Raw genomic sequence first — 12932 nt, forward strand, 5'->3', positions numbered from 1 at the left:
TGTGCTGTCAGCGGATGAGCGGCACCTTCGACCAGTCGAGGTCGGAGCCGAGGTAGAAGCCCGTGTACGACGGCTGGTTGTACGTCGTCTGTTGCCGCGCCACCTCGACCCGGTACTGCAGGTCGTGCATCAGCGTGTACAGCTTCCGGTCCGTGCGCTCGGTGCTCAGGTAGATCCGGATGGCGCTGCTGTCCGCCGTACGGACCAGCAGTTCCTCCCGCCAGTCGCCGAAGATGTCGGCGACCAGCGACGGGTTGCCCTTGGTGCCGTTGTTGGTCAGCGTCCCCTCCGCGCTGAGCAGGGTCCCGCGCCGCCAGTCCTCGATGGTCGGCGTGGTGCCGTTCACGATCTGCGTAGTCATGTCAGCGGCCCAACGGATGCTCTGGTTGGTGCCGGGCATCGCCGTGCCGAGCGCATCGCCGTCGGCCGTCCGGAGTCGCATCGCCCAGGTCTCCAGCCCCGGCTGGTCCGGGAGGATGTCGCCGACCATGCCGCGGCCGGTGTCGCGTCCGGAGTACTCGCCGTAGATCACCTCACCGGTCCAGGCGTCCCGCAGGGCGTACCCGTACGGCGCGGAGGTGGCGCCCTCGTGGACGGTGAAGATCTCCTTACCCGGTCGCTGCGGGTCGATGTCGGTCACGTGCATCGCGTCGCCGTGCCCGAGCCGGGCCAGCTCACCAGGAGCCGCACTACCCGGCGGGAGCACGTCCTTCGAGCTGTAGAGCACGCTGCCGTCGTCGTCGATGGTGGCGGAGCCGTAGACGATCTCCTGCCGCCCGTCGTCGTCCACGTCCGCCGCACTGAGCGAGTGGAACCCCTGCGTGGTGATCGACCCGTACGTCGGGTCGGTGCCGTCGCGGCCGTGCGGACTGTCGTTGAAGGGGTTGGTCATCGGGGTCCAGCCGCTGTCGATCGCCCAGCCCTTGGTGATCCGGTGGCCGTTCCAGCCGTACGTCGCGAGCGTCGTACGGGTGTAGTAGCCGCGGGCGAACACAGCTGACGGGTGCTTGCCGTCCAGGTAGGCCACGCCGGCCAGGAAGCGGTCGACCCGATTGCCGGGCTCGATGCGGGCCATCGCGTAGTCGCCCCAGCGGAGTCCGTCGTCGGTCCGTCCGGGCTCGTAGCGGATGGTCTGGAGCTCCTTGCCGTCGGAGCCGCGGAAGACGCTCAGGTACTCGGGTCCGCTGAGGATGAAGCCCTCGAAGGACCGCAGCTGGTTACGGGCGCTCCGGGCCGGCGCGTAGACGTCCATGAAGTGGTCGACCAGCGCCTGGGCATCAGTGGTGTTCAGCGGATAGCTGTACCGGTTGGGGATGCCGAAGGCCGCCTCCAGCGTCGCGGGCCACTGGCCGCTCTTCACCTCCGGCTGCTGCTTCCACTGGAGGAACAAGTCGACCAGGTGGTCGTAGTAGTCGGCCTTGCTGACCCGGTAGTCGTCCTGGTTGCTGTAGCCGGCCCGGCGATCAGCAGCGGGCATGGTGATGTACCGCTGGGACTTGACCCGGCCGGAGCGGTCGTATGTCGTCAGCTTGGTACCGGGCGCGGTCTTGAGCATCGTCTCCGACCGGCCGTCGCCGTCGAAGTCGTAGACCAGCACCTGGGTGTAGTGCGCTCCGGCCCGGATGTTCACGCCCAGGTCGAGCCGGTGGAGCAGGGTGCCGTCGGTCTCGTACGTGTCGACGTACACGTTGCCGGTGTAGCCGACCTGCGACACGTCCTTGGCGTTCGACGGGTTCCAGACCACGACGTACTCGTACTGGCCGTCGCCGTCCACGTCGCCGACGCTCATGTCGCCCGCTGAGTAGGTGTAGGTCTCACCGACCGGAGTGACACCGTCGGCGGGCTTGCGCAGCGGCAGCTCGGTGTAGCCGTTGGCCCACGGGGTGACGGTGGCACTGCGGTCCCGCTCCCGGCCGTTGACCAGCGAGACGACGCGGTAGCGGGAGGTCGGCGTACCGGCCGGGTCGACGTAGTTGGTGCTGTCGGTGACCTTGGCGATCCGGCGGCCGTCCCGGTAGACGGCGAAGTCCGTACCGGTCAGGCCGTGGCCGGAGTGGCCGGTCGCCTCGGGGCCGAGCAGGCGCCAGCTGAGGAAGACGCCCTCGCTGGTACTGGTCGCGACCAGACCGCGGTCGAGGTGCTCCAGGTCAGATCCGGAGTGAGATGCGGCACTGGCCTGAGTCGGCGGCAGCAGCAGCGCGAGTGAGGTCAGCAGGACGGTGAGTTTGGAAAGCATGAGCGGATCCCTCGGGCGGAGTGGCGGCGGCAAACGCTTTCCTCAGCACGCTAGGGCGCGGGTCGCCGCGCTGTCGAGACTTCTGTCCGCTATCGGCCGTCACCTGACCGCAACCACAGCGACGCCTATCAACAAGGCCTGTGCTGATAGGAAGATTTACAGTTGAACCATGGTCGACATCGAACAGCCGAAGAAGAAAGCGGCCGGCGTACCGGCCGTGCTCTCGTCGTTCAAGTTCGGGTTCCGCGAGATGGGCCCGGCGCGGACCGGCAAGGTGTTCTTGAAGATGAACCAGGACGGCGGCTTCGACTGCCCGTCCTGCGCCTGGCCCGATCCCGACCACAAGCGCAAGCACGCCGCCGAGTTCTGCGAGAACGGCGCCAAGGCGGTGGCCTGGGAGGCGACCCGCAAGAAGGTGCCACGGGCCTTCTTCGCCGAGCACTCGATCGACGAGCTGAACCGGATCTCCGAGTTCGAGCTGGGCAAGCTCGGCCGGATCACCGAGCCGATGCTGCTGCGGGCCGGCGCCGACCACTACGAGCCGGTCGGCTGGGACGAGGCGCTGCACGTCGTCGCGCGGCACCTGCGCGCGCTGGACGACCCGGACGACGCCGTCTTCTACACGTCGGGCCGGACCAGTAACGAGGCCGCGTTCCTCTACCAGCTGCTCGTGCGCGCGTACGGCACGAACAACCTGCCCGACTGCTCGAACATGTGCCACGAATCCTCCGGTACGGCGCTCACCCGCGTGATCGGCAGCGGCAAGGGCGCGGTCACACTGGAGATGCTCGAGGAGGCCGAGCTGATCGTCGTGGTCGGCCAGAACCCGGGCACCAACGCGCCCCGGATGCTCAGCCACCTGGAGATCGCCAAGAAGCGCGGCGCCGACATCGTCTCAGTGAACCCGCTGCCTGAGCCCGGCCTGATGAACTTCAAGAACCCGCAGCGCCCGTCCGGCTGGGTCGGCAAGGGCACCGCGCTGACCGACCAGCACCTGCAGATCCGGATCGGTGGCGACCAGGCGCTGTTCCTCGCCGTCGGCCATCTGCTGCTCGAGGCCGAGGCGGCCGCGCCGGGGACCGTTCTGGACAAGGCGTTCATCGAGTCGCACACCAGCGGGTACGAGCTGTACTCCAAGCACAACGCGGACCTGGACTGGCCGGCCGTCGAGCAGGCGACCGGCCTGAACCGGGCCGAGATCGAGGAGTTCACCCAGCGCTTCCTCACGTCGAAGGCGACGGTGATCTGCTGGGCGATGGGCCTGACCCAGCACCGCGAGGCGGTCGCGACGATCACCGAGATCGTCAACGTGCTGCTCCTGCAGGGCAACATCGGCAAGCCCGGCGCCGGGCCGTGCCCGGTCCGCGGGCACTCCAACGTGCAGGGCGACCGCAGCATGGGCATCTGGGAGCAGATGCCGGCCAGGTTCCACGACAAGCTGGACGCCGAGTTCGCGTTCACGTCGCCGCGTGAGCACGGCATCGACGCGGCGCAGACCGTGCAGCGGCTGCGGGCGAACGACGTACGGGTGTTCTTCGCGATGGGCGGCAACTTCGCGATGGCCACGCCGGACACCGACGTCGTGCACCAGGGGCTGCGGGCGTGCGACCTGACCGTGCACGTGTCCACGAAGCTGAACAAGTCCCACATGGTGCCCGGCAAGGAGGCGCTGATCCTGCCGACGCTCGGCCGGACCGACCACGACCGGACCGTGCTCGGGCCGCAGTCGGTGACGGTCGAGGACTCCCAGGGCGCCGTGCACCTGTCGACCGGGAACCTGCACCCGCCGAGCCCCGACCTGCTGTCCGAGGTCGGCATCGTCTGCGCGCTCGGCGAGCTGCTGGTGCCGGACGTCGGGGAGATCCCGTGGGCCGACTTCGCCAAGGACTACAGCCTGGTCCGGCAGCGGATCGGCCGGGTCTGCGACGGCTACGAGAACTTCGAGGCCCGGCTGCGGGCGAACGAGGGGGGCTTCCTGCTCGCGCACGCCGCCCGGGACAAGCGCGAGTTCCGCACCTCCGACGCGAAGGCCCAGTTCAGCGCGAACGACCTGACCTGGCTGCCGACCGAGCCGGGACGCCTGCTGCTGCAGACGATGCGCAGCCACGACCAGTTCAACACCACGATCTACGGGCTCGAGGACCGCTACCGCGGGGTGCACGGGACGCGCGAGGTGGTGTTCGTGAACCCGTCCGACCTGGCCGACCTCGGGCTCGAGGACGGTCAGTACGTCGACATCGTGAGCGAGTTCGCCGGGGTGGAGCGGCGGGCGGCGGGCTTCCGGCTCGTCTCGTACCCGACCGCTCGGGGTTGCGTCGCGGCGTACTACCCGGAGACCAACGTGCTGATGTCGGCCGACGACGTCGCCAAGGGCAGCAACACCCCGGTGGCCAAGGGCCTCACGGTCCGGCTGGAGCCAGCCGTTTCCTGAACCACGGCTGGAGGCTCGCCAGTACTACGGCAGTTGCGGCGCTGGCGAGCCAGAGGCCTTCGGGGCCTGCTGCCTTCAGGAGCTGGGTCGCGGTCAGCGGGGCGATGGTTGTCGCGATGCCCCAGCTGAGGCCGAAGACGGCCAGGTACCGACCTCTTGCATGGTCGGGAGCCAGGCCTGAGGCCTGGGTGAGGTAGCGGGTGAGCAGGAACAGGTCGCCCAGGCTCCAGAGGACTGTGGCGAGCAGGAAGACCGTGAGGCTGTGCGCGAAGGCTGTGACGACCAGGCCTGCGGCCAGCAGGCCGTAGCCGATGGCGATCGAGCGGAAGTCGTCCAGGCGCTGCACGCGGAGCAGACGCTGGGCGAGGATCAGCGTGACCGCGGAGACGGCCAGGATGAAGCCGGTGCCCGACTCGGGCAGGCCCTGGTCGAGCAGGGTGAGCGGGATGCCGATGACCAGCTGCATGTAGATGGTGGCGAACACCGTGCCACTACCCAGCAGCAGGAGCAGTCTTCGATCTCGCCACACGGTTTCTGAGACTTGGGGGCGAGGGGCTTGCCGTGCGTCTGCCGGCAGGGCCAGTGCGACCAGTACAGCGCAGGCCAAGCAGGTGATCGCGTCGGCGACGAACAGCCAGCGCAGGTCGAAGTGGCTGACCGCGGCCGCAAGCAGACCAGCCAGCACACCGGCAGCCGCCATCGCCGCACCCAGCAGCCCGTACGCCGTGGGCCGGTCGGCCGGCTCGGTGACGTCGGCGATGGTCGCCTGACTGGGCGGCTCGTAGATCTCGAAGGCCAGGCCGAGCAGGACAGTCGCCAGTACGGCGGACCAGAGCTCGTCGCTCAGGGCGATCCAGAGTTGGGCGACGGCGCAGCCGGTCAGGCCGAGCACGATCGTGCGCCGGCGGCCGAACCGATCCGCGAGCTGGCCGCCGAGCAGACGGGACGGGATGGTCGCGGCGCCGAAGACGGCGAGGATCAGCCCGGTCTGCGCCAGCGAGGCGCCGAACTCGACCGTCAGCACGACACCGAGGAACGGCAGCGTGAACGCGCCGATCTTGTTGACCGCGCGGGCCCCGACGAGGACCCAGACGGTCGGCGACAGTCCTCGCCAGGACACGGGTGCCGTGATGCTCATCGACGCCTCCATGACTGTCTAAACGGGTATGGTTAGTCACGTGAGACCTTACGGAGGCAGGTCGTGACTGGTCAAGTGTCTTTTGATAGTCATACGCGAAGCGTGCTGGCGGCGTCGGTCGAGTACGTGAACCGTCTGACGCCGGGCTGGTCCGGTGGCGCGGCCTTCGAGGGGCCGGCCGATGAGGCGGAGGCGGTCGTCGAGGCGCTGGCAGCGATCGGGTACCCACGGCCGTCGGTGCTGGCGGCCGACGCGCGGCGGCTCGCGGAGCTGGCCGGGCGGATGCGGATCGTCTTCGAAGCGGCACAGACCGGAGATCTCGATCGGGCGGCCGACGAGATCAACGCGTTGCTGCTCGACACCAACGCACGGCCGCAGCTGGATCGCCGCGAGCGCGGGTGGAGCCTGCACTTCCACGGGCCGGACGACGGCCTCGTGAACGGATGGGCAGCTGGATGTGCGGCGGGGTTGGCGTTGGCGGTGGGCAGTGATCTCGCCGGGCGGCTGGGAGTCTGTGCGGCGCCACACTGCGATCGGGTATTCGTGGACGTCTCCCGCAACGGCCAGCGGCGCTTCTGCTCACCGCAGTGCCAAAGCCGGGTCAAGGCTGCTGCCCACCGCGCCCGGCAGCTCTGAGGCCCTACCCCGCGAAGGGGGCAGGGCCTCTCGCCTTGCGTGCGGTCAGCCGACCGGGGTCAGCTCGCGCTCCTCTTCCGGCGCCTGGGTCGCCGCGTGCTTGGGCGGCGTCCGGCGGAGCCACTTCGGGGCCCACCAGTTCGCCTCGCCGAGCAGGGTCATGATGCTCGGCAGCACGACGGCCCGGATGATCGTCGCGTCGATCAGGATCGCGACCGCCAGGCCGACGCCGAGCTGCTTCATGTCCAGCGTGCTCAGCGTCGCGAAGACCGCGAACACCCCGATCATCACCGCCGCCGCGCTGGTCACCACGCCGGCCGAGCCGGTGATGCCCTCGGCCACGGCCTGCTTGGTCGGCACTCCGCGCAGTACCGCCTCGCGGATCCGGCTGACCACGAACACGTGGTAGTCCATCGACAGCCCGAACAGCACCACGAAGAGGAACAGCGGCAGCCAGGACACGACGGCACCGTTCGACCGGAAGTCCAGCAGCCCTTCGGCCCAGGTGTTCTGGAAGACCGCCGTGACCACGCCGTACGCCGCGCCGGCGCTGAGCAGGTTCAGCCCGATCGCGGTCACCGCGACCACGACCGACCGGAACGTCACCATCATCACGATCATCGTCAGCAGCAGCACGAACCCGATCACCAGCGGCAGCTTCGACCGGGTGTGCGCCGCGTAGTCCACGTCCGCCGCGACGAACCCACCGACGGCGTACTCGGCGCCCGGCACCTTGCCGACCGTCTGCGGGATCAGCTCGTTGCGCAGCTTGGCCAGCGAGTCCCGTGCCTGCTCACTACCACCCTCGTACGGCGTGGCCACCTCGACCACCGTGACGCGACCGTCGGCCGACACCCGCGGCTTCTCCAACCCGTCCTGGGCGTAGAGCGAGTCGCCCTCGGTCCGCTTGGACAGGTCGGTCAACGCAGCCTGTACGGCGGTCTGCTGGTCGGCCGGGGCCTTGATGGCGACCTCGTGGCTCGTCCCCGTGCTGGGGAAGGCCGCGGTCAGCCGGTCGTACGCCTGCATCACCGCGGTGTCGCGCGGAAGGTCCTCGGTACCGGGGAACTTCAGCGTCATCCCGAGCGCCGGCGACGCGACCGCGAGCAGTGCGACGACCGCGACGGTCAGGGTGGCCACCGGGTGCTTCAGAGCCGGCTTCAGCACGGCGGGCCAGAACCGCGGCTCCGACGTCCGGGCCGTGAGGCGCCACAGCAGCGGGATGCGCGGACGGTCCACCCAGCGGCCGAGCTTGGCCAGCACCGCCGGCAGCACGGTCAGCGAACCGGCGACGGCCACCGCGACGACCAGGATCGAGCCGACCGCGAAGGACGAGAACACCGCGTCGCGGGCCAGGAACAGCCCAGCCATCGAGATGATCACCGCCGTACCGGAGACCACGACGGCGTGCCCGGACGTTGCCGCGGCGACCTCGACCGCGTCGACGTGACCGCGGCCCTTGGCGCGCTCCTCGCGTTCGCGGCGCAGGTAGAACAGGGAGTAGTCGACGCCGACCGCCATGCCGATCAGCAGGATCACGCTGTTCACCGCGTCGACCGCGGGGACGAACTGGGAGGCAGCGGCGGCGAGCCCGATCGCGGCGGCGACCGCGGACAGCGCCAGCAGCAGCGGCACGGTCGCGGCGATCAGCGCGCCGAACGCGACCAGCAGGATCGCCAGCGTGACCGGCAGGCTGAACATCTCGGCCCGCTTGAAGTCCTCACCGAGCGTCTCGTTCAGCGCCTTGCCGATCGACTCGCCGCCGACCTGCTCGACCCTGAGCCCCGGGTGTTCCTGCTGGACCTTGGCGGTCGCGTCGAGCAGCGGCTGGACCCGGTTCTCGTCGTCGCCGTCCTTCAGCTCGACCCGGACGATCAGCGCGTTCTTGTCCGGCGCGAGGATCGGCCGGGCGACGTCCGCGACCCCACCGAGGGCGCGCATCCGCTCCGTCACGACCTTCGCGACCTGGTTGGCCTCGGCCTGGTTCAGCGACCCCGAGGTCGGCGTGATCAGCACGCTCTCCACGTCCGGGTCGTCGAAGTTGCCGGACTTGACGATGTCGTCGGCCCGGGTCACCTCGCCGATGTCACCCTCGTTGGTCGACTCCTTCGTCCCGGTCATGCTGCCGAGCGCGAAGCACGCCACCACGACGGCGACCCAGAGCGCGATCGCCCGCCACGGGTGAGTGGCGCTCCATCGTGCCGCCCGGACCGTCAGCGGTCCTCTCGACCGGCGCTCGGCCCGGCTGTTCGACTGGCCAGTCATCTGGCTTCCCTGCCCCTCTGCGCAACGACGCGCACCCTGGCAGCGGAACCCCTCCGCCCCGCTGCCGATGCCCATCAGCCTCGCGTCCGGAAGGGGTTCGCCACCATGCAGGGAACCCCCGTCTTCCCCTGGGGCAGGCCCCACCTCGACCCTGGGGAAAACCACACCTCACCCCGGGCCGGAGTCACTCGTACGGCGTACGGGAAATGCCGCGCTACGGCGTGCGCGGGCCGGTCAGAACTCGTCGAGGCTGAGGCTCGCGGCGGCCGAGACGCCCTCGAGATAGCCCTCGGCGCGCTCGGCCTTGGGGTAGCGGTGGACCAGCTCCCAGAAGGCGGCGTTGTGCGACGGCTCGACCAGGTGGACCAGCTCGTGCACCAGCACGTAGTCGACGACCCAGGCCGGCATCGACTGCAGACGGGTCGACAAACGGATCGACCGGTCCGCCGGAGTACAGGATCCCCACCGTCTGTTTTGGTTCGAAACCCAGCGGACCGACGCAGGTTCGGGCACCTCGGGGAGGTGGCGACACGCGAGTTCGTGTGCTCTGGCCAACAATTTTTCGTCCGACACGCGGGATCTGCTGCGCTGCCGATCGAGGCGCTGGAGCATGGTCTCCACCCAGCGCGCCTCCTCGGCCGCGGACAGCCGGTCGGGCATCAGCACGACCACCCGCTCGCCGTCGCGGTACGCGCTCACGGTCCGCTTGCGCCGCTTGCTGCGCCGGATGTCGACGTACGGCGGGATCGGGCGCGGTGGAGAGTCGGCCATAGGACGAACGGTATCGCCCGAAACCGGCGACTTTCTTGCGTCCACATCCTGTGCACGGACGTTTTCGCAGGTCAGACGGGTGATCGCGGGTTCGTGGACGGGTGTTGTTCACACCCTGTTCCCCCGCTCGTCCACAGTGCCGCCCGGCGTGCCCCACAGCTTGCCCACAGAGTTATCCACAGGGGTGGACAACGTGGGCTTGTCAGCGCGGCGGCAGCCTTCTAGCGTCAGGTCCAACAGGCTCCCGGACCGCCTCCGGGGTCACTCGGAGGGGAAGCCGAGTGGTTCCGCAGGCGGACTCCCGGGAGCCTGTTCCGTGCCGGGACGGATCTCGGAAAGGGGTTTCCACGCGGCACGCGGGCACTGGGGTGCGCTTGAGCCACGCTCAGCCTGCCGTAGGGTGAATCTCGACTGGGCCGAACGGCCTACGGCAGGACGGTCTGCCGTTAGCATCCACGACGGCCAGGGCCGACAAGCCCGGCTGGTATTCAGAGCAAGGAGAGAGGCCCTCATGGCAGAGACCTGGAGCGGCGAGTTCTACTGCGTCAAGTGCAAGGCCAAGCGCACCGCCGACGGCGAGGTCAAGGTCAACGACAAGGGCACGCGCATGGCCAAGGCCAAGTGCCCCGAGTGCGGTACGAACCTGAACCGGATCCTCGGCAAGGCCTGACGCACCAGCACCACGTCGTAGGGGCGGTGGTCCGGCTTCGGCCGGGCCTCCGCCCCTCGTCGTGACCCACCCGGTACGACGCGCCGGAGACCCCGCCGGGAGCGGGCTTGGGCGAGGCGACAGAATGGGGTCGTGTCCGACCTCCCCCGCAAGGCGCTCAGCCGTACGGCGAAGCTGGCGAGCCTGCCACTCGGTGCCGCCGGGCGCGCGACCGTCGGGCTCGGCAAGCGGATCGGCGGTGCGCCGGCCGAGGCGGTGATGGCCGAGTTCCAGCGCCGGACCGCCGATCAGTTGTTCTCCGTCCTGGGTGAGCTCAAGGGCGGCGCGATGAAGTTCGGGCAGATGCTCAGCCTGATGGAGTCGGCGATGCCCGAGGAGCTCGCGGCGCCGTACCGGGCGACGCTGACCAAGCTCCAGGACTCCGCTCCGCCGATGCCGGCCGCGACGGTCGACAAGATCCTGTCCGAGGAGCTGGGCAAGCGCTGGCGCAGCCGGTTCTCGGAGTTCGACGACAAGCCGGCCGCCGCCGCGTCGATCGGCCAGGTGCACCGCGGGGTGCTCAAGGACGGCCGCGAGGTCGCCGTGAAGCTGCAGTACCCGGGCGCCGCCGAGGCGCTGCGGGCCGACCTGAAGCAGCTCGGCCGGTTCGCGAGGACCTTCGGGACGCTGGTCCCCGGGCTCGACATGAAGCCGCTGATCGCCGAGCTGCAGGACCGGATCGGCGAGGAGCTCGACTACGACCGCGAGGCACAGGCCCAGCAGCAGTACGCCGACGCCTTCAAGGACCACCCGGAGTTCGTCGTCCCCCGCGTGGTGAAGCACTCCCCCACCGTGATCGTCTCGGAGTGGATCGAGGGCAAGCCGCTCTCGGGCTACATCACGGACGGGACGAAGGCCGAGCGCGACGAGCTCGGGCTGAAGTACGTCCGGTTCATGTTCAGCGGGCCGCGGCTGGCCGGGCTGCTGCACTCCGACCCGCACCCGGGCAACTTCCGCGTCCTACCCGACGGCCGCCTCGGGGTGGTCGACTTCGGGCTCTGCGCGCGGCTCCCCGACGGCCTGCCGCCGGCGATCGGGCGGCTGCTGCGGATCTCGCTGAACGGCGACGGCGACGAGGTCCTGGCCGGTCTGCGGGCCGAGGGGTTCGTCAAGCCCCGGATGGAGATCGACCCGGCGCAGCTGATGGACTACCTGGCGCCGTTCGCGGAGCCGGCCCGGGCGGACACGTTCCAGTTCAGCCGCGCCTGGATGCGCGAGCAGGCGAACCGGACCGGCGACTTCCGCTCCCCCAACGCGTCCCTGGCGCTCCGGCTGAACATGCCGCCGTCGTACCTGCTGATCCACCGGGTCTGGATCGGTGGGATCGCGGTGCTGTCCCAGCTGGAGACGGAAGCGCCGTTCAAGTCGGTGCTGGAGGAGTTCCTGCCGGGCTTCACCGACGAGTAGGGGTCACCACCAGGCGCTGTCGAGCTTGCCCTCGATGCTGCGGACGTTCTCGCGCGCGCAGCGGTCGCAGTAGACGAGCTTGCGCCCGTTCTCGACCGAGGTGACCCAGGTCAGCGGCAGGTCCTCGGTCGGCGCCGCCGTACCGCACAGCGCGCAGCTGGGAGTGGTGGTCACCGGACCAATCTACTGCGGCGGCCGATCCGGCCACTCGAGGCCCCGGAAACGCGCCGAGGGGCGGCATCCGGGTGGATGCCGCCCCTCGGGCCGCAGCTTCGCTGGTCCTGGCCCCTGCTCCGAGGACCAGCGGACGGCTGCTGAGTCGGGCTGCCCGCGGCGTGCTGGAGATCTGCTCCGGCCGCGTCAGCCGGTTGTACTAGGGCGCCGGCCGGCCGGACCGTGGGGTCCGGCCGGTGGATCGGCGTCCGGGTGGATCAGACCAGACGGGCGAGGGTGAGGCGCGCTTTTGCGCTGGCCCTCTCCGCGCGCCGGGTGGCCCGCTCGGCCTGCTTCTGCGCCCGGGCGACCTGCGTCGCCAGGCGGAAGCGCCGGTTCTGCTCGGCGTCGTTCAGTAAAGATCGACAGTGAGCTCGTGCGAGGTCTTCCTGAAGTAAGTTCATCTGAGTGCTCCTGTGAGTGCGGTTCGGGTTCATGGTTCGAGTCTCGTTTCGGATGGATGGATCAGGCGGCGGTGACGGTGTCGCTCTTGCGGGGACGTCCGCGGGGACGCTTGCGCGCCACCACCACTCCCTGGACGAACAGCTGGCCTCCCCACACACCCCACGGCTCGGAGCGCTCCAGCGCGCCGGCCAGGCACTCGGCCATCAAGGGGCAGGTGGTGCAGAGAGACTTCGCGTACTCCACGTCCGACGGGGACTCTGCGAAGAAAAGCTCGGGCGCGTAGGACCGACAGGGCAGGTCCTCCGACGCGGCAACCTCGGTGAATTGATCGAGGAAGCTCACGCTCATAACCGGTCACCTCCTAGTGACTGTCTTACTGATCTCTTGTCGTCCGGACCGGCCACCGGTTGGTGGCCGGCAAACTGTGGGTTGACAAACAAAAAGGCCGCGGGACCCTTGGTGGGTTCCGCGGCCTTGGAGGTGCCGGCTGACTTCGAGAGTCAGACCGGTGGACTCCAAGATCGAGAACCCGAACCGCCACGCTTCACATCGCCGACAGCTCCGCCCTGGATCGGGGCGTAGGCCTTGGCCGTGAGAACAACGGTCTCGACGTGCAGACGCGAGACGGCACCCGGGATCAGGGCGCACGGCAGCGCGTCGCCGGCGAACTTCGGCTTCATCGTCATGTTCGTCATCATTTCCCAGGCACCTCCTCTCGTTG

The 12932-nt window shown here is 69.4% G+C and carries 12 protein-coding genes; 4 read left to right on the plus strand and 8 right to left on the minus strand.

Annotated features, from left to right (window positions below; translation table 11 throughout):
• Positions 1 to 7 precede the first annotated feature (7 nt).
• The gene (locus tag HDA39_RS19625; RefSeq protein ID WP_184797037.1) at positions 8 to 2236 is read right to left on the minus strand and encodes a rhamnogalacturonan lyase; all 2229 of its coding nucleotides are present in this window, start codon (positions 2234 to 2236) and stop codon (positions 8 to 10) included.
• Between the two features lie 169 nt (positions 2237 to 2405).
• Between HDA39_RS19625 and HDA39_RS19630 the strand changes: the two genes are divergently transcribed.
• Positions 2406 to 4667, plus strand: coding sequence for an FdhF/YdeP family oxidoreductase (locus tag HDA39_RS19630; protein ID WP_184797039.1), 2262 nt, complete (start codon positions 2406 to 2408; stop codon positions 4665 to 4667).
• Here the strand turns inward: HDA39_RS19630 and HDA39_RS19635 are convergent.
• Positions 4636 to 5805, minus strand: a complete 1170-nt coding sequence (locus HDA39_RS19635; protein WP_238356095.1) for an MFS transporter — start codon at positions 5803 to 5805, stop codon at positions 4636 to 4638. The genes HDA39_RS19630 and HDA39_RS19635 overlap by 32 nt on opposite strands.
• Positions 5806 to 5907: 102 nt before the next feature.
• On the opposite strand from HDA39_RS19635, the gene HDA39_RS19640 reads away from it, so the two are divergent.
• Complete coding sequence (locus HDA39_RS19640) at positions 5908 to 6441, plus strand: CGNR zinc finger domain-containing protein (RefSeq protein ID WP_337925804.1); 534 nt, start codon at positions 5908 to 5910, stop codon at positions 6439 to 6441.
• Between the two features lie 45 nt (positions 6442 to 6486).
• Here the strand turns inward: HDA39_RS19640 and HDA39_RS19645 are convergent, their stop codons facing one another.
• Together HDA39_RS19645 and HDA39_RS19650 are read right to left on the minus strand one after the other, a co-directional pair.
• A complete protein-coding gene (locus HDA39_RS19645) occupies positions 6487 to 8706 on the minus strand; it encodes an MMPL family transporter (RefSeq protein WP_184797045.1) in 2220 nt (739 codons plus the stop codon).
• Positions 8707 to 8940: 234 nt separating this feature from the next.
• Complete coding sequence (locus tag HDA39_RS19650) at positions 8941 to 9477, minus strand: M48 family metallopeptidase (protein ID WP_184797046.1); 537 nt, start codon at positions 9475 to 9477, stop codon at positions 8941 to 8943.
• Between the two features lie 511 nt (positions 9478 to 9988).
• Between HDA39_RS19650 and HDA39_RS19655 the strand changes: the two genes are divergently transcribed.
• Positions 9989 to 10147: a DUF5679 domain-containing protein gene (locus HDA39_RS19655; RefSeq protein ID WP_012922897.1), complete on the plus strand. Its 159-nt coding sequence runs from the start codon at positions 9989 to 9991 to the stop codon at positions 10145 to 10147.
• A 132-nt stretch (positions 10148 to 10279) separates the two neighbouring features.
• Entirely contained in the window at positions 10280 to 11593 is a 1314-nt protein-coding gene (locus HDA39_RS19660; RefSeq protein WP_184797047.1) for an AarF/UbiB family protein, read from the plus strand.
• A gap of 3 nt (positions 11594 to 11596) precedes the next feature.
• Here HDA39_RS19660 and HDA39_RS19665 read toward each other — a convergent pair whose 3' ends face one another.
• The 4 genes from HDA39_RS19665 to HDA39_RS19680 all read right to left on the minus strand — a co-directional run bounded on the left by HDA39_RS19665 (position 11597) and on the right by HDA39_RS19680 (position 12909).
• Positions 11597 to 11767 carry a hypothetical protein gene (locus HDA39_RS19665; RefSeq protein WP_202894541.1) on the minus strand — a complete coding sequence of 57 codons (171 nt, stop codon included), beginning with the start codon at positions 11765 to 11767 and terminating at the stop codon, positions 11597 to 11599.
• Positions 11768 to 12024: 257 nt separating this feature from the next.
• On the minus strand, positions 12025 to 12210 hold the full coding sequence (locus HDA39_RS19670; RefSeq protein WP_184797048.1) for a hypothetical protein: 186 nt from the start codon (positions 12208 to 12210) through the stop codon (positions 12025 to 12027).
• A 61-nt stretch (positions 12211 to 12271) separates the two neighbouring features.
• Positions 12272 to 12559 (minus strand): WhiB family transcriptional regulator, encoded by a 288-nt coding sequence (locus HDA39_RS19675; RefSeq protein WP_184797050.1) that lies wholly within the window; start codon positions 12557 to 12559, stop codon positions 12272 to 12274.
• A 152-nt stretch (positions 12560 to 12711) separates the two neighbouring features.
• Complete coding sequence (locus tag HDA39_RS19680; protein ID WP_184797052.1) at positions 12712 to 12909, minus strand: hypothetical protein; 198 nt, start codon at positions 12907 to 12909, stop codon at positions 12712 to 12714.
• Between the last annotated feature and the right edge of the window lie 23 nt (positions 12910 to 12932).

The sequence above is a fragment of the Kribbella italica genome (genome assembly GCF_014205135.1).
Classification (GTDB): domain Bacteria; phylum Actinomycetota; class Actinomycetes; order Propionibacteriales; family Kribbellaceae; genus Kribbella; species Kribbella italica.